This is a genomic window from Planktosalinus lacus, from assembly GCF_014640155.1.
Classification (GTDB): domain Bacteria; phylum Bacteroidota; class Bacteroidia; order Flavobacteriales; family Flavobacteriaceae; genus Planktosalinus; species Planktosalinus lacus.
Map to the genome: position 1 here is coordinate 92616 of NZ_BMGK01000003.1, position 26317 is coordinate 118932.

The window sequence follows — 26317 nt, forward strand, 5'->3', positions numbered from 1 at the left end:
TATAGAAGCGCCTAAAATAGCAACTTGATGTAAAACTAACAACAAAACACGTACCTTTGCAAAAAATTAAATTCAAGGATGTCTGCAATTGTAGCCGTGGTCGGAAGACCCAATGTTGGTAAATCAACTTTTTTTAACAGAATGATCAAGCGTCGTGAAGCGATTGTTGATGCTGTGAGTGGAGTGACCCGTGACAGAAATTACGGAAAAAGTGACTGGAACGGCAAAGAGTTTTCTCTCATTGATACCGGTGGTTATGTAAAAGGCAGTGAAGATGTATTTGAAGCTGAAATTGACAAACAGGTGGAGCTTGCCATTGATGAAGCAGATGCCATTATTTTTATGGTGGATGTTGAGGCCGGTGTGACAGGAATGGATGAAGTTGTCGCCAAACTTTTACACCGCACCAGTAAGCCGGTATTTCTTGCCGTCAATAAAGTGGATAATGCAAAAAGAGCCGGTGATGCTGCTGAATTTTATTCCTTAGGGTTTGAAAAGATTTATACTATTGCAAGCATCAACGGAAGCGGAACCGGAGAACTTTTAGATGATTTGGTTGAGACCTTACCTGAAAAAGAACTAAAAGAGGAAGACGAGCTTCCACGTTTCGCTATTGTGGGTAGACCCAATGCCGGAAAATCATCTTTCATCAATGCTTTGATAGGTGAAGAACGATATATTGTTACCGATGTGGCAGGAACAACAAGAGATGCAATTGATACCAAGTACAACAGGTTTGGTTTTGAATTTAACCTGGTCGATACCGCCGGAATCAGAAGAAAATCAAAAGTAAAAGAAGATCTGGAGTTTTATTCAGTGATGCGCAGTGTTCGTGCTTTGGAACATTGTGACGTAGCCGTGTTAGTAATTGATGCAACAAGAGGTTTTGAAGGACAAGATCAAAATATATTTTGGTTGGCCCAACGTAACAATAAAGGAATTGTCATATTGGTCAATAAATGGGACCTTGTAGAAAAAGATACCCATACCACCAAAACCTTTGAAAAAATGATCAGGGAGCGTTGTGAACCTTTTACAGACGTGCCCATTGTTTTTATTTCTGCACTAACTAAGCAACGCATTTTTAAAGCAATTGAAACTGCAGTTGAGGTGTATGAAAACAGAAGCAGACGCATTCCCACGAGTAAATTTAATGATGTCATGCTCGAAATCATTAATCACACTCCACCACCGGCTTATAAAGGGAAGTATGTGAAAATAAAATACTGCACACAGCTACCCACTCCACATCCAACATTTGCTTTTTTCTGTAATTTACCTCAATACATTAAAGATCCATACAAGCGATTTATAGAAAACAAATTGAGAGATAAATTTGATTTTCATGGGGTACCTATTACTATTTATTTTAGAAAAAAATAATCATTTTAACCCTGAATCTTTTTTATAATGATTAGTTGCTATCATTTATAAATTCAAGCTCACTACCTTCAATTTCCTTTTGTTGGTTGCCACCGAACTTATATGCAACACTAAAGTTAATTAGATAGTCTGCAAAAGCGGCATCACCTATTCTGAATTCTCCGGTTTGCTGTGTAATGAGTTTATCTGCATAACTTTGGATTCTATTTCTATAAATAGCTATTGGAACTGTTAAGTTAAAAATGAAATTGTTTTTAGCGAAATTTAATCCGGGTTCTAAAGAAACTGCATACCCGGGTCTGCGATAACCTTCACTTCCACCAATAAGGTCACTGGATGGAACTCCTTCCAGCCTACCTCCAAAGTAAATACCCAAACCTTTTAAATTTGATATATATGTAACTCCTAAAAGAGCAGCAAATTGATCGGGACTTGAAAATTCAGAATTACCATTCCTGGTTAAAACACCATTGGTTTCTGTGACATTTAGCATATAGTATAGAAAAGTGCTCATCACAAAGTGATCACTAACAAAATGATTTCCTTGAAAGTCAACTGTGATTCCAAACCCTCCATCACCGGGTTGAATTGATTGATCAACAACAGCTTCTCGGGTTTCATCTCTGTCTGGTCCTTGGTTGTAAAAAGTATCGGTATAATCATGTTTTCCGGTAGGTAACTTGAAGCCTAGGCCTACGGCGTAGTTGTAAGAATGGTTTTCAATGGGATCAAAAAGCCAGTAACCGGCGCCAACACGAATGTCTGCAAGTCCATAAGCAGTTGTGTAATGCCTTTCTCCAAGTCCGTTTGGAGGATTTCCGCCGTGTTCATACATTGATGAACGGTCAAAATGAACAAAAGGAAGAGTTGCAGTAGCATACAGTCGATTGGTGATACCATAAGTAACATTAAAATCTAAAAGATTTGAATAGTTAATTACCTCGGTACCTTGCTCCACGCGATGGGGTTCTTCATGGTCACCTCTAAAGTGTCTGAAAGACTTAAAATGTCTGTAATTGATTCCGGCTAAAACTTCTCCTTTACTTAAGTTAAAAACATTTCCGAAACCAGTGCTGCAACTGGAACCTCCACGAATGGCAACACAGCCTTGCGCTAATATTTCTGTAGAGAAACAGAAAATCAAGCCAAGGGTCAATAGGCTTACTTTAAAATAGTTAAAATACATATAAATTGGTTTGGTTGGTTTTCAAATGTAGTAATATTTAGAAAATAAATTAATATGTCTAAATAAATTATCAAAAAGAATAGTATATATCTACATATAAGGTCTTTCTGTTGATGAATATTAAAATAAGAATCAAGCAATATGCTTCACTTTTTTTTAGGAATATGTTGGTAAAGTATCATTGGTTAAGTCATTTGTGTACTACGTAATTACACGTATTTTTCAATTGAAATGTATTTCTATCGATAAATTAAACTATTTTTAAAGTTTGATTTAAAAAATTGATATTGGTTAATTGCATACAATTTATGAGAATAGGTTTTTTTTTATTGTTTTTACTACTCACAGCTACTGTACAATCACAAATAAAACCCTTTGAAATTACCGGACAAATAGTGGCCAGCGACACCGGCGAGCCATTGGAATCTGCTACGGTCTACCTTGAGAGGGAAAGAGACAGCACTTTAAATACCTACACCATTTCTGACAAAAACGGAAATTTTGAACTTTTCGGGAAAACATATGAAGAAAAACTGAGTTTGTTTGTTTCTTATGTAGGCTATGCGCCTCACAAACAAATTGTTGCTATTAATGCAGAGAAAATAGAGCTCGATGAGCCCATTGCATTGCTATTGGACTCAAATGCGCTGGATGAAATTGTCATACGCTCTGTAGCTCCCATCACCATTAAAAAAGATACTTTAGAATTTAATGCCGCTTCTTTTAAAACAAGGGCTGGTGCAACCGTTGAAGATTTATTGAAAGAACTGCCCGGCGTTGAGGTCGATCTTGAAGGGAATATCACTGTAAATGGAAAACCTGTCAATAAGCTTTTAGTCAACGGAAAACCCTTTTTTGGTGATGACCCTACCATCGCTACCCGCAATCTCACCAAAGAAATGATTGAAAAAGTGCAGGTCATGGATACCAAAACCGACGCAGAAGCCTTTACAGATGAAGAAGGAGACCAGGAAAATAAAACGGTTAACCTAACCATCAGTGAGGAGAAAAACAAAGGCACTTTTGGCCGTTTATCAGCCGGGGGTGGCACAGATGAGCGTTTTGAATATGCAGGAATCGTAAACCGGTTTGACGGTGACAGGCGACTCAGTGTCCTTGGCGGCGGAAACAATACAAATTCGCCGGGATTTAGTTTTGGGGAAATACAGAAAATGTTTGGCGGGGGAAGTATGGTAATGATGAACTCTTCAGGCGGCTTTCAAATAGACGATAAGGCTTTTGGTTTTGGCAAAGGAATTGTTAACTCCAGAAGTGCTGGTGCAAGCTTTGCTGATGCCTATGGGGAAAAAATGGATCTCTCGGCAGATTATTTTTATTCCGGGGCAAATTCAATGGATGATGAGACAATAGAAAGGGAAAATATATTTCCTGACACGCGTTTCTTTACAAATTCAACCGCATCCACAAGGCAGAATAATGATTTGCACAGTTCCAATATGAAGTTTGATGTAAAAATAGATTCAACTTTTTTAATCAATATAAAACCTTCTATAAGTTACGGAACCACTGAAAGTATCCATATGCGGGATGAAGTGACCCTTACTGAAAACGGAGAAACCACCAACCAAAGCACACTGGATAACAGGACCAATTCAACTTCCAAAGTTTTCAAAAACGCGCTGGATATTACAAAACGTTTTGGGGACAGAGGCGCTTCTTTGGCTGTCAATATAAATAATGAATGGAATGATCTGGAGGGGAGCGATTTGCTTAATTCGGAAACAATTTTTACGGGAGATCCTTTAAATGACGAAATCAGAAATCAGTTAACAGACAGGAACCAGACTTTTAACAGCTTTTTTGGCTCAGTAAGATACAATATTCCAATAGTGGCAAAAGAAGTCTTTATTGATTTAAGGTACAGCTATCGTGCTGACACTCGAAAAAGTTTGCGCAGCACCTTTGATTTCAATGAAAACACACAGGAGTATGATGACTTTAATTCTTTATTAAGTACAGATTTTATTTTTAAGAACAACCGTAGTACCCCTGCCATTGGTCTTACGATAAGAAAAGAAGATTACACGTTTAGTGTGAGCGGCTCCTATATGAATAGGGTTCTTGAAACCACCGATAAACTACGACCCGGGCTGAGTGCCAAACAAGAGTTTGAAGCGCTGGAATACAACACTTTTTTCAACTACAGGTTTTCACCTCAAAAGTCGGTTTATTTTAATTATAGCCTCAATAATTCACCCCCAACTTTAGAACAGCTTCAGCCTTTTGAAGATGTTTCTGACCCGCTCAATACAATCATAGGAAACCCAGATTTGGAACCAATCAATACCCACAGGGCTTATGTAAGCTACAACAACTATGATTTCCAAAAGGGGACAGGAGTGAATTTTTATTCCAATTTTTCTATCGTAAACAATCAGGTAACACCCATCATATTTTTTGATGAAAACTTAAAAAGAACCACAACCTATACCAATGTTAATGGGAATTATAACGGGTATTTAGGAGGTAACTACAGCAAATCAATTAAGCTCGATACAATCCATACGCTAAAGGTCAATGCGGGTATATGGGGCAATTTAACAAAAGCAATAAACTTTAACAATGATGAAAAGTTTGCCTCCAAGTTTATTAGTTTAACACCCAATGTAGGATTTACCTATAACTGGAAGGACGTTTTGGAAATAAAACCGAGTTACAGACTTAGTTTTAACAAAAATGAATATGATATTGATATTTTTGAGGAAGAAGAATTCATAAGCCATAATCTAAGATTCCAAACAGCTACCTTTTTACCCAAAAACTTGGAGTGGCGCAATGATATAAATTATAATTACAATCCAAATGTTGCAGCCGGATTCCAAAGAAGTTCGTGGTTCTGGAACAGCACGCTCGCATATACTATATTAAATGACCGGGGCATCATTACAGTGAAAGCCTATGATTTGTTAAACCAAAATACAAATGCCAGGCGTTCTGTTAGCCAAAATTATATACAAGATGTCCAAAGCACCGTGCTTCAACAGTATTTTATGGTGAGCTTCAGCTGGAAATTTAACACATTGGGAAAGAAAGGCGAAACCCAAACGGGTAGCCCTTTCTTCTTTTTCTAGAGTAATACCATTTTAAAAATAACTTTAGGAATATAAAAGTTGTTCTGTACCAAATTTATTGATGCTTGTCAAACCATCCCACGATATAGCCCACCTGCCTGATAATATTTGAGGGTCTGGCCGTAATGCCATGACTTGCCTCAGGGATGCGCACTAACATGGCTTCTTTGCCTTGTATCTTCAACGCATTGTAATATTGTTCAGATTCGCTCATGGGGGTTCTGTAATCATTTTCCCCGCAAATAATCATCGCCGGGGTATTTACGTTTCCAACCAGTGAAATGGGTGAATGATCCAAATACTGATCGGGGTCTTCCCAGGGTTTTTTGTTGAACCAGTATTGATAATATATCGACCCGCCGTCTGAGGTCAAAGCAAAACTATACCAGTTGATCACAGGTTTGCTAACCACGGCTGCAGCAAAACGGTCTGTTTTTCCTATGCTCCAGCTGGAAAGTACACCGCCGCCACTTCCACCTGTGATGTATAGCCTGTCTGTGTTGATAAACCCTTTTGCAATCACAGCATCAATACCACTCATCAAATCGTCATAATCTTCACTGGGGTAATTGTTGTTGATATAAGCGGCAAATTCTTCTCCATAACTGGTACTCCCACGCGGATTGGTGTATAAAACTACATAGCCCTGCGTGGCCATTAGCTGAAGTTCAGGAGTGAAATGCGGGCCATAGCTAAGGTATGGGCCACCGTGGATTTCAAGGATTAAAGGATACTTTTTGGAAGCATCAAAATCGGGTGGATAGATAATCCAACCCTGTACTTCTTTGTTGTCATAAGAGGATTTAAACCAGATTTCTTCAACGTCACCAATTGTTTTGTTTATAAGAAAATTGTCATTTAATGAAGTGATTCTTTTCGCTTCTGTTTTGGAAGGATATTTTCCCACGGCAAGCTCTGCAGGACGTGAGGTGCTTGCTTGTGTAAATACATAATTCCCATTTTTGGCTATTGAAAAAGAACCAGAGCTGTATGGTCTTCCATAGCTTTCACTCCCAATTTTTGATGTTATGTTTGTTGTATTTCCATTGAGGTCCATAGACGCCAAAACCCCTTCACCGTGTTTGGTATATTTTATAAAAAGACTCTTACTATTCCGATCCCACTCATAATCATCAATATCCAATCCCAGGTTATGTTTGATTTCTGTAACTTGAGACCCGTCAGGATTCATATGGAATATTTTTGATAATTGATAGCCCACAAACTTATCCTCATAGTGTGAGAAAAGAACCTTCTTGCCGTCTGGTGAAACTTTGGGGCTTTGATAGGGCCCTTTGCCTGTCGTTATTTTAGCAATACTGTTTGAAAGCGTATTGACTTTATAAAGGTGTGAATTGTTAGGGTTGAGCTCAGCATTTTCTTCGCGGTTGGCCGAAACGATGATTGTTTTCCCATCAGGCATCCAGCTGAAAGTGGAATGGTTGAAGTCTCCAAAGGTAATTTGTCTGGCAGCCCCTCCATTGGCACTTACGACAAAAAGATGCCTAAAACCTGATTCAACAAAACCAAAATTCCCGTCAGACCTGTAGTTTACCTTGTCAATAATTTTTGCCGGTTTTGCCCATTCAGCACCTTCAGGTGGACCTGGAAATTTGCCTATTTTGGCTTCCTCCGAGGGTACAAACATGGTGAAAGCAATCCACTTTCCATCGGGTGACCAGCTGAGGTTTCCCGGTGATTTTGTTAAGTTGGTTATGGAAGCCGTTTGTCCGGTTTTCATCCATCGCACAAAAATTTGTGAGCTTCCTTCTTCAGCACTCACATAGGCTATTTTTTCGCCATCGGGAGACCATTTTGCATTGCTGTAATTTTGTTTTCCGGAGGTGAGCGGTACTTCTGATGTTCCGTCATAATCAATCAGCCACAGGTTAGTGAATTTTTTGTCGGTTTTGATATCAAACTGGTTTCTAAGATATACAATTTGGCTTCCGTCAGGTGAAATTTCCGGTTGGGCGGCATATTGCATTTCAAAAACGTCTAAATAATCAAAAGGTGTTTTGTTTTGGGAAGAGAGGGTTAGACTGCTTAAAAAGAGAATGCACATCAATCCCATGCATTTTGTAAAAAGTGCTTTCATAATTTAAAATGATTGGTTTAATCGCTAACAAGGTACTAAAAAAAGGAATGTAAAGAGTAACAGCCTCTTGTGGATTATTTATAGACCCTCTTTCAATTTGTGAAGTTCAGCTTTGACGTGTTCGAGCTTTTGAATGATTTCAAACGAATCCATGGTTTTTTTTCTGTTTTCCTTTAAATGTGTTTTTGCTCCTTCTAAAGTAAAACCGCGTTCTTTGACAAGGTAAAAAATGAGCTCCAGATTTTTGATATCATCAGGGGTGAATTTTCGATTACCTTTGGCGTTTTTTTTTGGTTTCACTTCGGCAAACTCCTTTTCCCAAAAACGAATCAATGAAGGGTTAACATCAAAAGCCTTGGCCACTTCACCAATGTTATAGTATCTTTTTTCGGGAAGGTTTGCTTTCATCTTTATTTTTTAACCCAAAGGGTGTGTAAATGTAGGCTTCAGTTTTGGTTTACAAGGAAAGTATAAAGCTAAAATAAAAATATGATAATTCACAGGCTTTTAATCCAGCGATTGATTTTCTTGTTGTGATTTTCTTAAAAGAATTTCAAACTCTTCTGCAGTTAAGTTTCCGTAATAGAAATTTATAGGGTTAATTTGTTGACCATCTTTACTCACTTCATAATGTAAGTGAGGGGCTTGCGACCTTCCTGTACTTCCAATAAAACCTATAATATCACCGCGTTCCACAAGTTGCCCAACTCTAACATTGTATTTGTGTAAATGAGCATAAAGCGTTTCATATCCAAACCCATGGTCAATGACAATATGGTTTCCATAACCGGTGGCTCGGTTGTCTGCTCGCATTACACGTCCGTTTCCTGTAGCATAAATAGGAGTTCCTCGTGGTGCTGTAAAATCCATCCCGTAGTGAAATTTTCTCACTTTAGTGAAGGGGTCATTCCGCCAACCATAACCGGATGCCATACGTGATAAATCCTCATTAGCTACAGGTTGTATAGCTGGAATAGCGGCTAATAAGTTTTCTTTTTCTTCTGCCAAAACAGTAATTTCATCAAGTGATTTTGATTGTACAACCAACTGTTTGGTTAAAATGTCCATTCTTCTATGGGTTGACATAATCAACCTGGAATTGTCAAAACCTTCAAGATCACGATACCTGTTAACACCACCAAATCCGGCTTTGCGTTGCTCTTTGGGAATGGGTTCTGCCTCGAAATAAAGCCTGTAGATGTTATCGTCTCGTTCAGCAACTTCTGCTAGAACATCTTCAATATCGGTCATTTTTCGGTTTAACAACTCATATTGAAGCTCCATGTTTGCAAGCTCTCGGCTTAATAATTTTTCTCGGGGTGTTTCAAGAGAAGGAATGCTTAAATAAACCAAAAGTAAAATAAAACCACTCAGAACCATACCAAGGATATAGATTAAAATCAATCCAAAGCGCCGGCCTTTTTTTCTCTCTATTTTTCGGTAGGATAGGGTATCGCTGTCGTAATAATATTTAACCTTTGACATAAGTTAAAATGTGCTATTTTTGCATCGTGGGTTAAAAGTAACAATTACTTTTTAACTTGCAAAAATATAAAATAGTATAAGACCTGCTCTTAAATTAATATTCCTTTAGCTTTTATGAAGTCACAAGACGTTCGCAAACAATTTTTAGAATTTTTCAAATCCAAACAACATACCATTGTTTCGTCTGCACCCATGGTGATAAAAGATGACCCTACATTGATGTTTACCAATGCGGGTATGAATCAATTTAAAGAATATTTTTTGGGTAATTCAGTGCCCAAAAGTAGCCGCGTTGTAGACACCCAAAAATGCTTAAGAGTTTCCGGAAAACACAACGACCTGGAAGAAGTGGGTAAAGATACTTACCATCATACCATGTTTGAAATGCTCGGTAACTGGAGTTTTGGTGATTATTTTAAAAAAGAAGCCATCGATTGGGCGTGGGAATTACTTACCGAAGTCTATAAAATTGACAAAAGTATCCTGTACGTTACCATATTTGAAGGCGATGAAAAAGAAGGATTAGAAAAAGATACAGAAGCATACAATTACTGGAAACAATTTGTGCCCGAAAACCGCATCCTAAACGGAAATAAAAAAGACAACTTCTGGGAAATGGGCGACCAGGGACCCTGCGGGCCTTGTTCTGAAATCCACGTTGATATCCGTTCTGAAGAGGAAAAAGCCAAAGTGCCCGGGAAGAATTTGGTCAATCAAGACCATCCGCAAGTAGTTGAAATCTGGAACTTAGTTTTTATGCAATTCAACCGCAAAGCTAATGGTACGCTGGAAAAACTTCCTGCACAACATGTCGATACCGGAATGGGTTTTGAACGCCTTTGTATGGTATTACAAAATAAGCAAAGCAACTATGATACCGATGTGTTTACACCACTTATTAAAAAAATAGAAACAGTTACTGGGTCAACATATGGCAAAAAAGAAGAAACCAACATAGCCATTCGGGTGATTGCCGACCACGTTCGTGCGGTATCCTTCTCCATTTCTGATAGCCAGCTGCCAAGCAATAATGGTGCGGGCTATGTGATTCGAAGAATCCTGCGACGCGCTATTCGTTATGGATTTACATTTTTAAACACCAAAGAGCCGTTTATTTATCAACTTGTCGATACTTTAAGTGATCAAATGGGAGTTGCTTTTCCTGAACTCAAATCACAAAAAAAACTCATTTCTCAAGTCATTCAGGAAGAAGAAATTTCTTTTTTACGCACCCTTGATCAAGGTTTACAATTGTTGGATACTGTAATTGCTAACGCGAAAAACAAAACAGTTTCCGGAAAAAAAGCATTTGAATTGTATGATACTTTTGGCTTCCCCATTGATCTTACGGCATTAATTCTTAGTGAAAGAGGCTATACATTAAACGAAAAGGAGTTCAATGAAGAACTGCAAAAGCAAAAAGACCGCTCACGTGCCGCCTCTGAAGTAGCCAAAGACGATTGGACGGTTTTAAACAATTCAAACAAAGAACCCTTTATTGGTTATGACCATACTGAAACCGAAGTAAAAATCACCCGCTACCGAAAAGTGAATTCCAAAAAAGACGGCGAGTTGTATCAAATTGTATTGGATAGCACTCCGTTTTATCCTGAAGGTGGTGGACAGGTTGGAGATAAAGGATTTCTTGAATCAAAAGATGAAAAAGTAAAAATCCTGGACACCAAAAAAGAAAATAATTTGATTTTGCACTTCACCGAAAAACTTCCGGCAAATGTCAAGGATACGTTTTTAGCAAAGGTGGATACCAAATTACGAAACAAAACATCTAAAAACCATACAGCGACACATTTGCTTCACCAAGCATTACGAGATATCTTAGGAACACATGTGGAACAAAAAGGATCGCTTGTGAGTCCGGATTACCTGCGATTTGACTTTTCACACTTTTCAAAACTTACAACCGAAGAATTGCAAAAAATAGAATATTTTGTAAATACACGCATTGAAGAACAATTGCCATTAGAAGAAAAGCGCAACATTACATACAATCAAGCCATAGATGAAGGGGCTATTGCATTGTTTGGTGAAAAATATGGTGATAGTGTTCGTGCTATTAAATTTGGTGATAGTATGGAATTGTGTGGAGGCATTCACGTTAAGAACACAGCCAATATTTGGCATTTTAAAATAACCGGTGAAGGTGCCGTTGCATCTGGAATACGCCGTATTGAGGCCATCACCGGAGATGCTGTAAAGCACTATTTTAAAGAACAGGAAACTAAACTGGAAACGATAAACCAATTCTTTAAAAACCCGCAGGATACTGTAAAGGCTGTGAAAAACCTTCAGGAAGAAAACAACGAATTAAAGAAACAAATTGAACAGTTGTTGAAAGACAAGGCCAAAGGACTGAAAATTGAGTTACAGACTGAGCTTCAGGAAATCAATGGTGTACAGTTTTTAGCCAAACAAGTGGATTTGGAAGCCAATGCCTTGAAAGATTTAGCCTATGAATTGGGTGCGAATTCAAAAAACCTGTTCTTATTCCTGGCCACGGTTCAAAATGACAAACCGATGTTGACGTGTTATATTTCAAAAGAATTGGTTGCAGAGAAAGGACTCAATGCCGGGCAAATTGTTCGTGAATTAGGAAAATATATCCAAGGCGGTGGCGGCGGACAACCGTTTTTTGCCACAGCAGGCGGTAAAGATCCAGAAGGAATATCTAAAGCATTGAATCAAGCAATAGAATATATAAGATAACCTCACTCTTTCCCCTTTGGGGAGAGGTCTGGGGAAAGGGGACTATGGAACTGTCAACAAACATACCCATTCCAAAAAGTAATTCTCCGGTGGATTACCATTCGAAGATAGTTTCTTTTGGTTCCTGCTTTGCAGATGAGGTGGGTAAAAAGTTTGATTATTACAAGTTTCGGCAGTTTACCAATCCGTTTGGGGTACTTTTCCATCCTTTGGCAATTGAGAAAGTCATAAATTTCGCTTTAAGCGAAAAGCAGTTTAAATCAAAAGATCTATTTTATCACAACGAACGTTGGCATTGTTTTGATGTACATTCTAATTTGAGTCATCCCGATAAAGAAGTGATGCTTACCAATCTGAATGCAACCTTAAAGGCTACTCGTCATAACATTTTAGAATCTTCACATTTTATATTAACCCTGGGAACCGCGTGGGTGTATCATTATTTAGAATCAAATGAGACTGTAGCTAATTGCCATAAAATACCCCAAAAATCATTTGAAAAAAGGCTACTCTCGATAGAGGAAATAACTACGAGTTTAGAAAATATAGTCACGAAAGTAAAAGGGGTTAACTCAAATATCTGTTTCATTTACACCATCTCTCCCGTTCGTCATCTAAAAGACGGATTTACCGAAAACCAGGTCAGCAAATCCCATTTGATTGCGGCTATGCATCAATTTTTAAAACAAAAAAGCGCTCCTCTCAACTCTGGATTGGCAGAGGGTTTGAATTACTTTCCTTCTTATGAAATCATGATGGATGAGTTGCGCGATTACCGGTTTTATACAGCAGATATGGTACACCCCAATTCGCTGGCTGTAAATTATATTTGGGAGCGATTTGGTGAAACCTATTTTACCATTCAAGTTAAAAAAACAATGACTGAAGTGGAGAACATTCAAAAAGGGCTGGCTCATAAACCGTTTAACCCTCAAAGTGATTCTCATCAAAAGTTTTTAAAAAATATTCAGCAGAAAATCAATTTACTTCAACAAGAATTTCCTCATATCCTTTTTAATAAATAGGGCATCTGCCTTATTGAATTACAAATCTCCATATTACATCTTTGTGTTAAGAAAAATTTAAAGTAAAAATTGTTTGAGTTTTTACCTTTTTAAAATTTTTAGGTTTTGATAGCAATTTTTTAATTAAGAGAAACAATCAACTATAAACTAAAACCAAATTATTATGAAAAAAATGAAAAACACAATGTATACACTGCTAATCGCAATTGCAGTTATTTTTACAGCAACATCTTGTAGTAAAGATGATGATGGCGGTAGTGGTGGAAATGCAGCAGCAGGGACCATTAAAGCAAAAGTGGCAGGGTCAAACTTCAGTTCAAACCCTCAGTTAAGTGCAGCCACGCAAATAAATGCCGGTGGCTCAACCACAATTACTGTTCAGGGCAATGACAACTCAGGCAAAGGAATCGTTCTTGTTATGAACGGGGTTGATGGTACGGGAAGTTACAATATTGGTGGCGGTGCAAATATATCAATAAGCGCCAGCTACATTGAAGTTGATGCATCAAACCCCACAGCTGCTCAAACCTGGCAGGCACCTTTCGATTCATCAGTTGCAGGTGAAATAAACATATCTGAATTTACAGCATCTAAAGTAGTGGGAACGTTTGAATTCACAGGTAAAAATGTAAATGGTGATAATTCTACAAAAGAAATTACAGAAGGCTCATTTAATATGGATTTTTAGAAATTTATAGGCTTATATAAGAAACCGAAAACAAATATTGTTTTCGGTTTTTTGTTTTAAAATAGGTCAATTGCCTTATTGTAATCAACTGATATTTAGGCCAAATTTGAATAAACTAAAAACCAAGTTCTATGAAGTCATTTTACTCATTTTCAGTAACAGTTGTGTTGCTTTCAATTATTTTAAATGTTGCACAACTAACGGCCCAAAAGGCAGAACAACCCGATTTTACTTATGACTTAGGTGGAAAAATCAATGAAACAACCTTGACACAAGGTGGAACCCTTGTGATTGCTACTAACGACGGCCTTGCCGGAATTAAACCCGGAGTCACTAATCCTATTTTTAATTTTACAGATTACGGCAGAGTGAAACCCGAAGAACTGTTTTTTGTTCCAAATGCACCTTATGTGATGGTAGACCAAAGCGGTTTTGGCGGAATATCTTCCAAAAAAGCTGTTATCGATTATATGTCAGGAAAAGTGCTTTTTAGTACTGAAAGCAATGGGTGGAAAACAGTCAATTCTTGCGATGTGATAATGCCTGAAAACAAACTTGTGGTGAGCGGGCAGCGAAGATCAAAGGAACAATTTGCCAATGCAGTTGCTGTATATGATTTAAATACCGGAAACCAGGAAAGTTTTTTTATTTTAAAAGGTAATAGGATTGTAAGTGGCAGGCCTTTGTTGTTAAAAAACAACATCCTGCTTCCCACAACAAAGGAAATTATCAACATTGATATGAATTCAGGCAACATTTCCTGGGAAGCAAAGGTTGGAGGCGTAAAATGGATGCAGGAAGATGATGCTGGCAAGGAAGTTTACACATTTGAAGGCACTAATAACGGTGATACCAAAATTTCCAAAATAAGCACCACCGGCAGTATTCTTTGGCCCAAAGAACAACGGGTTAAAGGGGGCGTTAGTCATTTTGAAATACTGCCACAGGGCCTTGCCGTGGTAAGTGATGTTGACAACAGCGGTAAAAGTGGAATCGCTAAACTTGCCGCCTCACGATCAGAGTCAAAAATAGCTTTTTTAAGCGCTGCAAACGGTGAGGATCTTTGGGATAAAGCACCAAAAACCAAAGGCTACGTGCAACATTTTTACATTATGGATGACGGTATCCTTTTCGGAATTTATGAAGGAGGGATTAATAAAATATCATTTGACGGCAATACCCTTTTTAAGAAGCCTTTAAAAACCGGCGAAAACATCCAGGTAATGGCTGAAACTCCACAGGGATTGATTTATATTACAGACAGTGATGCTAACATAGTAAACCTTCAAAGCGGTGACCAGGTATGGGAAAAACCATTAAAATACAAGCGTGCAGATGCTGTGAGCTCAGGTTTTGATACCAAAAACAATCGTTATTTGATAAGCGCAGACGGAGAGTTACACGCTATTGATGCTAAAACAGGTGAGTCAAGTGTGCTGGCAAATTCTAAGTTTGATGGAAAAGAAGCTCCTACAGGGGTTGAAGTGAGGGGTCAGGGAATATTGCTTACTTCAGATCAAAACATAATGATGCTTGATTGGGATGGCAAACAGATTTTTCACAATTATTATCGTGCTCCCGGTAAAAGTGCTTTTGGGGCCATACTTGCGGGCGTTACAGCTGTGGCAACAGCAGCAACAGCAATGGCCGCATATAATGCAGCAAATCAAAACAGAAACAAATTAGGACAATATACAGACCGTGGGGAAAATTATGCAGATTTAGGTAGTGGAATGGCCATGGCTTCTGGGGCTTCGGTTGCAGAAATGCTAAAGCGGTTTAAGGCTACTTCGGCTACAAAAAATGACAGGTTTATACTTGCTAAACTTGACGATGGTGTGGGTCTTGTAAAAGTGAATAAGGACTCAGGCCTTGTTACAAAAGAAATTGTACTGAAAGATAAAAAACCGGAATATATAGTGGATGAAATAGGCGGGGTTTTGTATTATCAGGCAAGCAATAGTATTATTTATGTTTATGATTTGAAAAAATAAGCTGTTTAATTGTAAGTACCTGAAATTATGGGGATGATTTTAGGGAAAGAAAAACCCCGATATTAATTCTCGGGGTTTTCATTTAATGTAAAGTTTGACTCATGATTATTTTATCTAAACAAATATTTCTAGTATATATTTTAAGTGAAATTTCAATTGAAATTGTCATTATGGGAATAGTTGTGTTTTTGTGCATAACAATTTTATTCATAAATTTTTTAATGCAAAAGCAAATAAGATTTGAAAAACAACTGCATAAAAGCAGAATACAGAAATTACTCTTTCAAATTCTTGCAGAGCAGAATTCATTTAAAGATATTAAAGTTACTGAGAATGAGTTCATAAAAAGGGAAAAAGTACTCTTTTATAAAATTGATGTTATAAAAGTGAAATGCCACCATTTATATCAATTATCCAAGCACTCCATTATTTGATTATTTTTTTTATCCTGTAAATCAATCACTTTTTTTACTAAATTTATATCAAACTAACTCACCTCTAAGACTTTATTGATGATGAAAAAACTACATTATACTTTTATCATTATATTATTTTTCGTTGCCGGAAATGCACAACAGCCTAAAGTTATAGATAGCCTCATTCAGGTAATTAAAAACACATCAAGCGATTCAATCAAATTACGACTCACAAACCAAGTTTCTTTTTATTTTATTTTTAATGATATTGAACACGCAGCAACACTTTTGAATGATGGCATTGAGGAATCCCAAAAAATAAATTTCAACTTTGGATACACTGAGTTGACAAACACTAAAGGAATTTATTTTGATGTACTTGGAATTAAAGACTCTGCAAAGTTTTATTTTGGGAAAGGACTCAGACTAAGCCAAAAATATGGCTATAAAAACATAGAGCAAATGTCATTGAACAACTTAGGAATGTTCAATTGGAATAATGGAAACTTTCAGGAAGCCTTAGATTACTTTTTTCAGGCACTCGAAATGAACCGAATCAATACCCCTAATAATATTCAGGGAGAATCGGTTTATTTAAACAATATAGGACTCATTTATCAGGAGCTTAAGCAATATGACAAAGCCCTAGAGTATCATTACAGAGCCCTTAAAATAAGGGAAGATATTAGGCTGGAATCAGAACAAGCTATTTCGCTGTCAAATATTGGTGTATGTTATGATAACCTTTCTAAATATGAAGAAGCTGTTCAATCATATGAAAAAGCGATAGCACTTGCAAAAAGTGCAAATAGTATGAGAAACTACTATTCTTTTCATAACAATTTGGCTAATGTATATCAAGAAATGGGAGATTATGAATCAGCAATTAATAACTATAAAAAAGCACTGGATAGACCTGCTTCACTGGGAGAAAACCCAAAATCAGATTTAAGCACATACAGCAATTTAACAGCTGCATACGCTTTATTAAACCAGCCAAAACTTGCACTAACTTTTGCAGAAAAAGGACTTGAAATAATTGATGATGATCCCCTTCTTAAAAATTTTGCAGGCACTCTTTATAAACATGCTGCTGAAAGCAATTACTTGCTTGGCTACACCAAAAAAGGAAGTGAATATTTATCAACATATATTGCTATCAATGATAGTGTTTTTTCTAAAAACAATGCAGATGCCATCGCAGGATTGGAAGTTAAATTCAAAACTCAGGAAAAAGAAATCCAACTAGCTGAAACACGTGCAGCGCTTGCTGAAAATGAACTGAAGTTGGGAAGAAAAAACCTACTTATTTATGGCACTTCAACACTTGCAATCTTGCTGGCCATTTTGGGTTATTTATTGTATAACCAACAAAAACTAAAAAACAGGCAATTACAAAAAGAGAACGAGTTAAAAGAAGCTCTTAATCAAATTGCAACACAAAACAAATTGCAGGAACAACGTTTACGGATTTCCCGTGATCTCCACGATAATATCGGTTCACAGCTCACTTTCATCATTTCGGCACTGGACAACATCAAGTATGGATTCAAATTGCAAAATGATAAACTAGGTGATAAAATTAAAAACATAAGTGACTTCACATCAAACACAATTTTTGAGCTTAGGGATACTATTTGGGCAATGAACAGGCCCGAAATTTCACTTGAAGACTTGAAAGTGCGTATCACAAATTTTATGGACAAAGCAAGGGAGAGTTTAGAAAATATCAACTTTGATTTTACAATAAAGAACATTTCGGATGATATTTCATTCTCTTCAGTGGAAGGTATGAATCTTTATCGCATTATTCAGGAAGCGGTGCACAATGCTTTGAAGTATGCTAATGCAAGAAACATTACAGTTGAAATAAACCAAGCGCAAACCAATCTTGAAATTATAATCAGGGATGATGGTATTGGGTATGATCAGGAATCAGTTGAAATGGGTAATGGTATCAGTAATATGAGAAAAAGGGCTAAAGAAATTAAGGCCAGTATTTCCATGGAAAGCCTTTTGGACAAAGGCACTAAAATTCATCTCACACTCAAAAAAGTAATTCCTGCCAGACTTAAAAGAGCCTCTTAAATAAGGCAATTGCCCTATGTAAATAAAAGTAATAAATTGTAAATTTAGAATTCTAAAACCTTCTAGTCCATGTCATTAAAAGTCGCCATTGTTGATGATAACACTTTTTTGATACACAGCATTAAAGAAAAACTGTCATTTTTTGATGATATAACAATAAAACACAGCTCTCTGAATGGCTCTGAACTACTTACCAAACTAGAAGACAACCACAATATCGATGTGATTTTGATGGATATAGAAATGCCTGTACTCAATGGTATTGAAACGACCCAAATTGTCAAACAAAAATATCCCCAGATCAAAATCATCATGCTCACGGTTTTTGATAACGATGAAAATATTTTTAATGCTATAAAAGCGGGTGCGGACGGTTACCTTCTCAAAGAAGTAAATCCGGAACAATTGCACAAAGGGATCGAGGAAACCTTAAACGGCGGTGCTGCAATGAACCCTTCCATCGCATTGAAAACACTCAAATTGCTTAGAAACCCTATTGATATTGACAACCCAAGGGACAAGGAGGACATTTCGCTCACCACACGAGAAGTGGAAGTTTTGGAGCAACTCAGCAAGGGGCTCAGTTATACCGTTATCGCAGACAATCTCTTTCTTTCACCCAGTACTGTTCGCAAGCACATCGAAAACATCTATAAAAAACTTCAGGTTCACAGCAAAATGGAAGCCGTTCAAAAAGCTAAACGGCATAATATTATCTAAAACCTTTCCCAATTACTTTCAATTTTAAGAATCAGGGTACATATTTTGATTATTTTTACAAAAACTGTTTTATGAGAAAAATAATCGTTGGTGTGATACTTACCCTCATTTTTGTTTTTGCTTTTCGCTATTGCGAAAACAAAAGAGAGAATAGGGAACAGCTTACAGAGAATTCTGCGCTCATCCAGCTTCAGATTCAAAATGTAGGTAAGCTGATTGTGACAGAAGGTCATTTTTCTCAGGTTTTTACATATGAAGATTCAAAAAAATACTTCTTTGATGCGGTTTCAGCAAGAAAAAAAGCCATTGTTATTGTCAATGCAAATGTAACAGTAGCCTATGACCTAAGTCAAATAGAAACTGCTATTGATGAGGAAAATAAAACCGTCAGTATTATATATATTCCCGAAAAAGAAATCACCATTCATCCCACCATTGAATATTATGATGTTACTCAGGATTATCTCAATCAATTTGAAGCCAGGGATTTTAATATCGTTAAAAGTAAAGTAGATCAACTCATCAAAGAAAAAATTGAAAATTCAAGCTTAAAATCAAATGCACAAAACAGACTCATTTCCGAACTTCAAAAAGTGTATGTTTTGACAAATACAATGGGATGGACATTGCGATATAACAGTGAAGAAGTCCGCTCACCGGAAGTATTTACAGAAATGAATTTATCCAATTAATGATAGTAACACCACGTTAGGAATGAATAACAACCCCAGAAAAAAAGAAATTATTTCCAAAGCAGCAAGGCTTTTTAAAAAACGCGGTTATAGTGCAGTCACTATGCGCGACATTGCTGACTCCCTTAATATAAAAGCAGCCAGTTTGTACAACCATATCAATTCAAAACAGGAAATACTGGCGACAATTATTATTGAAATTGCTGAAGCATTTACAAGTGGAATGGTGGAAGTTCAAACACCACAGCTCACCACTCAGGAAAAACTTCAAAAGATTATTGAATTACATATCGATTTAACAGTAAAAAACCCTGAAGCCATGGCCTGCCTTAACAACGACTGGATGCATTTGGAAGAAAAATTACCTTATTTTGTTAAAATGCGGGAAGATTATGAAGAAAATTTCCGTGCTATTTTAAAGAAAGGAATCGCTCAGGGCGAAATTGGTTCCCGTGATATTGAAATTATGCTTTTTTCCATGCTTTCCACATTGAGAACACTTTATATTTGGTATACAAAAAAAGACGGAGTAAGCGCAGTAAGTTTAAAAAACGATTTGCCTGTCACACTCCTTAAAGGAATCATAAAGTAATATATTTGAATAAACAATCATTTGCAAAAACAACTAACAATCGTTAGTTTTGTAACGATCCAACAAATAGTTGGTTATAATACCTATGGCAACATTTCACAACATACGTGTAAAAGACATTTATAAAGAAACCAAAGACTGCTCGGTCATCACTTTTGATGTGCCTCAGGAATTGCATCAGGAATTTCAATTTCGGCAAGGACAGCACCTCACATTGCGCAAAATGATTGGCGGCGAAGACGTGCGCCGCACCTATTCGCTATGTTCCAACCCATCAGAAAATGAATGGAAAGTAGCTGTAAAACAAATATTTGAAGGCAAGTTTTCCACCTTTGTGAATCACGAGCTCAAAGCCGGTGATGAACTGGAAGTGATGGCACCCAGTGGGGAGTTTGGTGTAGCTTGTGACCCCTCAACGCCAAAAAATTACATCGCCTTTGCAGCCGGAAGTGGAATCACGCCCGTGCTTTCGATGATCAAAGCACACTTAAGCCAGGAGCCGGAAAGCACCTTTAAGCTCTTTTATTTGAATCGTAATTCAAAATCCATTATCTTTAAAGAGGAAATCGAACAGCTTAAAAATAAATATTTTGACCGTTTTCATATATTCTATTTCCTGACCAAAGAAAAGCGTGATATCGAGTTTTTAAACGGTCGTTTTGACAAGCAAAAAATGGACGTGCTCACCAAAACGTTCATCGACATACAAGACACGGCACATTGTTTTATCTGTGGGCCCGAAGATATGATTTTCCTTATCCGCGATGAATTACAAAATGCCGGATTAGATAAGAACAAAATCCATTATGAACTCTTTGTTACCGGACTTACAGAAGCCGATAAAGAGCGCGCCCAAAAGGCAATGGAAAGCCGGGTGCAGGGAACAGAAGTCACCATAATAGACGGTGGAAAAGAATTCCACTTTGTGATGAGTGATGAATATGACAATCTTCTGGACGGAGCCCTCGCTGCCGGAGCTGATTTACCCTTCGCCTGCAAAGGCGGAGTATGCAGCACCTGCAAATGCGAAATCAAAGACGGCACAGTAGCAATGAAAGTCAACTATGCATTGGATGAAAAAGAAGTCGCCCAAAACTTAATATTAAGCTGTCAGGCAGTGCCAACATCCGATAAAATTGTATTAGACTTTGACGTCTAACCCAACACGCGCGACTTTGTGCTACGAAGCTTTTGCGAAGTAGTAATGCGGGTGTCTCGTCAACAAAAAGACGAAATTTTAATTCTTAAAGCGAGTACTTAATACTCACTACTTAATACCAAAAAGCTATGAGCGAAAAAGAAATAAAAAACCTGGAACAAATTTTCGAAGCCAAAATAGTACGCGACGAAAAAATCGAACCCAAAGACTGGATGCCTGAGAAGTATCGTCAAACGCACATTAGGCAAATTTCGCAGCACGCCCATTCTGAAATTGTAGGCATGCTGCCTGAGGGCAACTGGATTACCCGTGCGCCTTCTTTACGCAGAAAAGTAGCATTGCTAGCCAAAGTGCAAGATGAAGCCGGCCACGGACTCTATCTATATAGTGCCTGTGAGACATTAGGCATTTCCAGAGACGAACTCTATGAGCAACTTCACAGCGGAAAAGCCAAATACTCCAGTATTTTTAATTATCCCACATTAACCTGGGCAGATATGGGAGCAATTGGCTGGTTGGTTGACGGTGCCGCCATTATCAATCAGGTGCCGCTGTGTAATACTTCATTTGGGCCGTATGCCCGTGCGATGGTGCGTGTGTGTAAGGAAGAAAGTTTCCATCAACGTCAGGGTTACGAAATTATGCTCACCCTTTGCAACGGCACACCCGAGCAAAAGGAAATGGCACAAGATGCTTTGAACCGCTGGTGGTGGCCGTCATTGATGATGCTGGGACCCACAGATGATGAATCGGTACACACCGCGCAATCCATGAAATGGAAGCTAAAGCGAAAAACCAACGACGAACTCCGTCAGCAGTTTATTGACCAAACGGTCCCGCAAGCCGATATTCTGGGAATCACCATCCCGGATCCGGATTTAAAATGGGACGAAGAAACCGGACATTACGATTTTGGACCAATCGATTGGGATGAATTCTGGCAAGTGGTAAAAGGTCATGGCCCCTGCAACAAAGAGCGTATTTCAGCAAGAGTCAATGCCTGGAACAATGGAGAATGGGTGCGCGATGCTGCAATGGCTTACGCCGAAAAGCAGCAAGCTAAGAAAGTTGAAAAAGCAAGTTAATTATTTAAAATAAAAGAACTCAAAACATATAATTATGAGTGAAAAGAAAAACTGGCCCCTCTGGGAAATCTTCGTAAGAAGCAAAAACGGATTGGAGCATCGTCACTTTGGTAGCCTGCACGCCGCCGATGCCGATATGGCTATGGAAAACGCTCGGGATGTCTATACACGCCGTAATGAAGGCGTAAGCATTTGGGTTGTGGAATCTAAACACATCACAGCCTCCAACCCCGAAGAAAATGGCGAATTCTTTGAGCCCGCCGCAGACAAGGTGTATCGTCATCCCACTTTTTATGAGTTGCCTGATGAGTTAAAGCACATGTAGTCCCCAATTCCCGCGAAGGTTGGAAATTGAAGATTCAGCGTAGCTAATCTCGTCAATAAATCGACGAAATATTTAAATTGAAAATCTGATAACTTTTAATCATGAACTTTACGCATTTGCGCGAAAAAAATAAAATGAATACAGAAACTCTTAAGGATTATATACTAGAAATCGCAGACAACTCCCTCATCCTCGGCCAACGCTTCGGTGAACTCTGCGGTCACGGACCCAGTCTGGAAACCGACATTGCTCTCACCAATATGTCGCTCGATCTTTTTGGTCAGGTGCGAAGTTATTACCAATACATCGCCCAACTTTCCGAAGAAGAAAAAACCGAAGATGACATCGCTTTTTTACGTTTAGAACGTGATTACAAAAACGTGCTGCTGGTAGAACAACCCAATACCGACTTTGGTTATGTAATCACCCGTCAGTATTTCTTTGATGTATTTCACTTGATGCTGATGCAACAATTGCAATATAGTAAAGACGAAACCCTTTCGGCCATAGCCAAAAAAGGAATCAAAGAAGTGAGCTACCACAAACGCTTTTCAGGCGACTGGTTAAAACGCCTTGGTGACGGTACTAAAGAAAGTCACGAACGTGTTCAAAAAGCCGTAAACGATTTGTGGCCTTACACCAATGAACTCTTTGAAATGACCGAAGCCGCAACAGCCGCAACAGAAGCAGGAGTAGGTGTAGATGCAGGTCAGTTAAAAGAACCATATTACAAAGAAGTTAGCGAACTCTTAAAAGAAGCCACGCTGGAAGTCCCCGAAAGCAAGTATTTTCACAAAGGAGGGAAACAAGGAGTTCACACCGAGCATATGGGCTACATCCTTTCCGATATGCAATTTATGCAACGCACCTATCCCGGAATGAAATGGTAACCAACACACCCGCGCGGTCACTGAGCGAAGTCGAAGTGAAGGCGGGTGTCTCGTAATTCAAACGACAAATACTTAAAAACCTTGACAGAAACCCAAACACATATCAACCCAAAACTCCTCGACATCCTAAAGTCAGTACCCGATCCGGAAATTCCAGTCTTGACGATAGTCGATTTGGGTGTGGTGCGTGAAGCTGCCATTTTGGAAGACGGAACGGTAGAAGTGAAAATCACGCCCACATACAGCGGTTGCCCGGCAATGGATGTAATTGGGGATGATATAGTAACTGCTTTCGCGAAAGCGGGAATGAAGGCCAAAGTAAAACTAGTCCTTTCCCCGGCCTGGAGCACAGATATGATTTCGGAAGAAGGCAGAGCAGCATTAGAAAAATATGGAATTGCCGCTCCTCTTGATGCTACTGCAGACAAAGAAGTCCTTTTGGGAAATAAAAAACTAGTAAAATGCCCGCAATGCTGTTCAAAAAACACCGAATTAGTCAGCCAGTTTGGCTCCACCGCTTGCAAAGCGCAGTTTAAATGCAATGATTGTTTAGAGCCTTTTGACTATTTTAAATGTTTAACATAATCCCCGCGTGGTCACTGAGCGGCGTCGAAGTGAAGGCAGGGGATCTCGTCAATTAAATAACACAATTTATGACATCAATAACCACACAAATAAAAAACAACCTCGCCATCATCACCCTTAACCGTCCGGAAGTGTTTAACAGCTTCAACCGTGAGATGGCACTGGCATTACAAAAAGCACTGGATGATTGTGCTTCAAATCAAGAAGTTCGTGCAATCCTCCTCACCGGAAGCGGCAAAGCCTTTTGCGCTGGACAAGATTTAAAAGAAGTCACCAGCCCGGAGTTAAACCCCGGATTTAAAGCCATATTGGAAGAACACTACAATCCCATTATTTCCCGTATCAGAAATATAGAAAAGCCTGTTGTAGCTGCCGTAAACGGTGTCGCCGCAGGTGCCGGCGCCAATATAGCACTTGCTTGTGATGTGGTAGTGGCATCAGGACAAGCTAGTTTTATTCAAGCATTCAGTAAAATAGGTTTGATCCCTGATAGTGCGGGAACATTCTTTTTACCGCGGCTGATTGGTCTCCAAAAAGCTTCGGCTTTGATGATGCTTGGCGATAAAGTTTCGGCTGAAGAAGCAGAAAAATTGGGTATGATCTATAAAGTATTTTCAGCAGAAACCTTTATGGATGAAGCTGAGAAAATAGCGTTTACGCTTTCCCAAATGCCGACACGTGGACTCGCATTGACCAAGAAAGCATTAAACGCATCGATACAAAATAATCTGGAAGAGCAGCTTACATTAGAGTCAAAATATCAGATAGAAGCTGCCCAAACCGAAGATTACAGCGAAGGAGTCAATGCGTTTATAGAAAAAAGAAAACCTAACTTTATAGGCAAATAAATATACAGATGTAAAGGCGTAATATATTGCGCCTCAACCAAAAAGTAACGGCGTAAGATTTTACGCCGATACAAATCAAAAAAAGAAAAAATGAACATAGCAATAATTGGATCCGGAACCATGGGAAGTGGCATCGCACAAGTAGCTGCCACCGCAGAATGTTCTGTGAAAGTATATGACACCAATGAAAAAGCGTTAAATAAAAGCAAAGCTGCTTTGGAAAAAGTGCTCAGCCGGCTGGTGGAAAAAGGAAGAATCGATGAAAAGGAAAAATCCCGAATCCAAAACAGCATTTCGTATGTAGGCAATTTAAAAGACCTTTCAGATGCCGATTTAACAATCGAGGCCATCATCGAGAATGCCGAAATCAAACAAAAAGTCTTTGCCGAACTGGAAAGTTACCAATCAGAAGATGCCATCATCGCTTCAAACACATCGTCACTTTCCATCGCGTCACTAGCTGCATCACTCAAAAAACCGGAGCGTTTTATCGGCATTCATTTTTTTAATCCCGCGCCTTTAATGCCTTTGGTTGAGATCATTCCGGCGATTCAAACTTCCGAAGAGGTGAAAAATAAAGTGGTTCAAATCATTGCAGATTGGAAAAAAATTGGTGTGCTCGCCAAAGACACTCCCGGCTTTATCGTTAACCGCGTGGCACGACCGTTTTATGGAGAGGCATTGCGCATTTACGAAGAAGGAATTGCTGATTTTGCGACTATTGACTGGGCAATGAAAGAGATCGGTGGTTTCAGGATGGGTCCGTTTGAGCTGATGGATTTTATTGGTAACGACGTCAATTACACTGTGACAGAAACTGTTTTTACCGCCTTCTATTTTGACCCAAGATACAAACCGGCATTTACCCAAAAACGTTTTTCGGAAGCCGGATATTTGGGAAGAAAATCGGGAAGAGGGTATTACAATTACGCTGAAAACGCCACCAATCCAGAACCCAATAGAGACCAAAAATTAGGAGAAGAAATATTTGAACGTATTCTGGTTATGCTCATCAATGAAGCCGCCGATGCTTTGTTTTTAAAAATCGCTTCTGCAAAGGATATTGATTTGGCCATGACCAAAGGAGTCAACTATCCTCAAGGTCTACTTGCTTGGGCCAATGAAAAAGGCATCGATTGGTGTGTAGAAAAAATGGACGTGCTTTATGATGAATACCGAGAAGATAGATATCGATGCAGTCCGTTGCTGCGGAAAATGAGAAGGGAAAGTAAAATATTTTAG

At 38.5% G+C, this 26317-nt stretch carries 21 protein-coding genes; 17 read left to right on the forward strand and 4 right to left on the reverse strand.

Annotated features, from left to right (window positions below; translation table 11 throughout):
* Positions 1–78 precede the first annotated feature (78 nt).
* Positions 79–1383, forward strand: a complete 1305-nt coding sequence (gene der, locus IEV69_RS04175; protein WP_188439777.1) for a ribosome biogenesis GTPase Der — start codon at positions 79–81, stop codon at positions 1381–1383.
* 31 nt (positions 1384–1414) lie between these two features.
* Here der and IEV69_RS04180 read toward each other — a convergent pair whose 3' ends face one another.
* Positions 1415–2569, reverse strand: coding sequence for a transporter (locus IEV69_RS04180; protein ID WP_188439779.1), 1155 nt, complete (start codon positions 2567–2569; stop codon positions 1415–1417).
* 308 nt (positions 2570–2877) lie between these two features.
* Between IEV69_RS04180 and IEV69_RS04185 the strand changes: the two genes are divergently transcribed.
* A complete protein-coding gene (locus IEV69_RS04185) occupies positions 2878–5661 on the forward strand; it encodes an outer membrane beta-barrel protein (RefSeq protein WP_188439781.1) in 2784 nt (927 codons plus the stop codon).
* Between the two features lie 55 nt (positions 5662–5716).
* On the opposite strand, the gene IEV69_RS04190 is transcribed toward IEV69_RS04185, so the two are convergent.
* The 3 genes from IEV69_RS04190 to IEV69_RS04200 form a co-directional block, all read right to left on the reverse strand.
* Positions 5717–7759 carry an alpha/beta hydrolase family protein gene (locus tag IEV69_RS04190; protein ID WP_188439783.1) on the reverse strand — a complete coding sequence of 681 codons (2043 nt, stop codon included), beginning with the start codon at positions 7757–7759 and terminating at the stop codon, positions 5717–5719.
* Between the two features lie 78 nt (positions 7760–7837).
* A complete protein-coding gene (locus IEV69_RS04195) occupies positions 7838–8167 on the reverse strand; it encodes a MerR family transcriptional regulator (RefSeq protein WP_188439785.1) in 330 nt (109 codons plus the stop codon).
* A 99-nt stretch (positions 8168–8266) separates the two neighbouring features.
* Positions 8267–9244: a M23 family metallopeptidase gene (locus IEV69_RS04200; protein ID WP_188439787.1), complete on the reverse strand. Its 978-nt coding sequence runs from the start codon at positions 9242–9244 to the stop codon at positions 8267–8269.
* Positions 9245–9358: 114 nt separating this feature from the next.
* On the opposite strand from IEV69_RS04200, the gene alaS reads away from it, so the two are divergent.
* From alaS to IEV69_RS04275, 15 genes are all read left to right on the forward strand, one after another.
* Positions 9359–11968 carry an alanine--tRNA ligase gene (gene alaS, locus IEV69_RS04205; RefSeq protein ID WP_188439789.1) on the forward strand — a complete coding sequence of 870 codons (2610 nt, stop codon included), beginning with the start codon at positions 9359–9361 and terminating at the stop codon, positions 11966–11968.
* A gap of 44 nt (positions 11969–12012) precedes the next feature.
* Entirely contained in the window at positions 12013–12993 is a 981-nt protein-coding gene (locus IEV69_RS04210; protein ID WP_188439791.1) for a GSCFA domain-containing protein, read from the forward strand.
* A 163-nt stretch (positions 12994–13156) separates the two neighbouring features.
* The gene (locus tag IEV69_RS04215) at positions 13157–13681 is read left to right on the forward strand and encodes a DUF6252 domain-containing protein (protein WP_188439793.1); all 525 of its coding nucleotides are present in this window, start codon (positions 13157–13159) and stop codon (positions 13679–13681) included.
* 131 nt (positions 13682–13812) lie between these two features.
* Entirely contained in the window at positions 13813–15675 is a 1863-nt protein-coding gene (locus tag IEV69_RS04220; protein ID WP_188439795.1) for an outer membrane protein assembly factor BamB family protein, read from the forward strand.
* 512 nt (positions 15676–16187) lie between these two features.
* Positions 16188–18179, forward strand: coding sequence for a tetratricopeptide repeat-containing sensor histidine kinase (locus tag IEV69_RS04225; protein WP_188439797.1), 1992 nt, complete (start codon positions 16188–16190; stop codon positions 18177–18179).
* A 69-nt stretch (positions 18180–18248) separates the two neighbouring features.
* Positions 18249–18899 carry a response regulator gene (locus tag IEV69_RS04230; RefSeq protein ID WP_188439798.1) on the forward strand — a complete coding sequence of 217 codons (651 nt, stop codon included), beginning with the start codon at positions 18249–18251 and terminating at the stop codon, positions 18897–18899.
* A 71-nt stretch (positions 18900–18970) separates the two neighbouring features.
* The gene (locus tag IEV69_RS04235; protein WP_188439800.1) at positions 18971–19591 is read left to right on the forward strand and encodes a DUF4230 domain-containing protein; all 621 of its coding nucleotides are present in this window, start codon (positions 18971–18973) and stop codon (positions 19589–19591) included.
* Between the two features lie 22 nt (positions 19592–19613).
* A complete protein-coding gene (locus tag IEV69_RS04240) occupies positions 19614–20183 on the forward strand; it encodes a TetR/AcrR family transcriptional regulator (protein ID WP_188439802.1) in 570 nt (189 codons plus the stop codon).
* An 85-nt stretch (positions 20184–20268) separates the two neighbouring features.
* Positions 20269–21342, forward strand: a complete 1074-nt coding sequence (locus IEV69_RS04245) for a 2Fe-2S iron-sulfur cluster-binding protein (RefSeq protein WP_188439804.1) — start codon at positions 20269–20271, stop codon at positions 21340–21342.
* Positions 21343–21470: 128 nt separating this feature from the next.
* Entirely contained in the window at positions 21471–22427 is a 957-nt protein-coding gene (gene paaA / locus IEV69_RS04250) for a 1,2-phenylacetyl-CoA epoxidase subunit PaaA (protein ID WP_188439806.1), read from the forward strand.
* Between the two features lie 34 nt (positions 22428–22461).
* Positions 22462–22752, forward strand: a complete 291-nt coding sequence (paaB, locus tag IEV69_RS04255; RefSeq protein ID WP_188439808.1) for a 1,2-phenylacetyl-CoA epoxidase subunit PaaB — start codon at positions 22462–22464, stop codon at positions 22750–22752.
* 134 nt (positions 22753–22886) lie between these two features.
* Positions 22887–23642 carry a 1,2-phenylacetyl-CoA epoxidase subunit PaaC gene (paaC, locus tag IEV69_RS04260; RefSeq protein WP_188439810.1) on the forward strand — a complete coding sequence of 252 codons (756 nt, stop codon included), beginning with the start codon at positions 22887–22889 and terminating at the stop codon, positions 23640–23642.
* Positions 23643–23723: 81 nt separating this feature from the next.
* Entirely contained in the window at positions 23724–24227 is a 504-nt protein-coding gene (gene paaD / locus IEV69_RS04265; RefSeq protein WP_188439812.1) for a 1,2-phenylacetyl-CoA epoxidase subunit PaaD, read from the forward strand.
* A 68-nt stretch (positions 24228–24295) separates the two neighbouring features.
* Positions 24296–25075, forward strand: coding sequence for an enoyl-CoA hydratase-related protein (locus IEV69_RS04270; RefSeq protein WP_188439814.1), 780 nt, complete (start codon positions 24296–24298; stop codon positions 25073–25075).
* 90 nt (positions 25076–25165) lie between these two features.
* Complete coding sequence (locus tag IEV69_RS04275; protein WP_188439816.1) at positions 25166–26317, forward strand: 3-hydroxyacyl-CoA dehydrogenase NAD-binding domain-containing protein; 1152 nt, start codon at positions 25166–25168, stop codon at positions 26315–26317.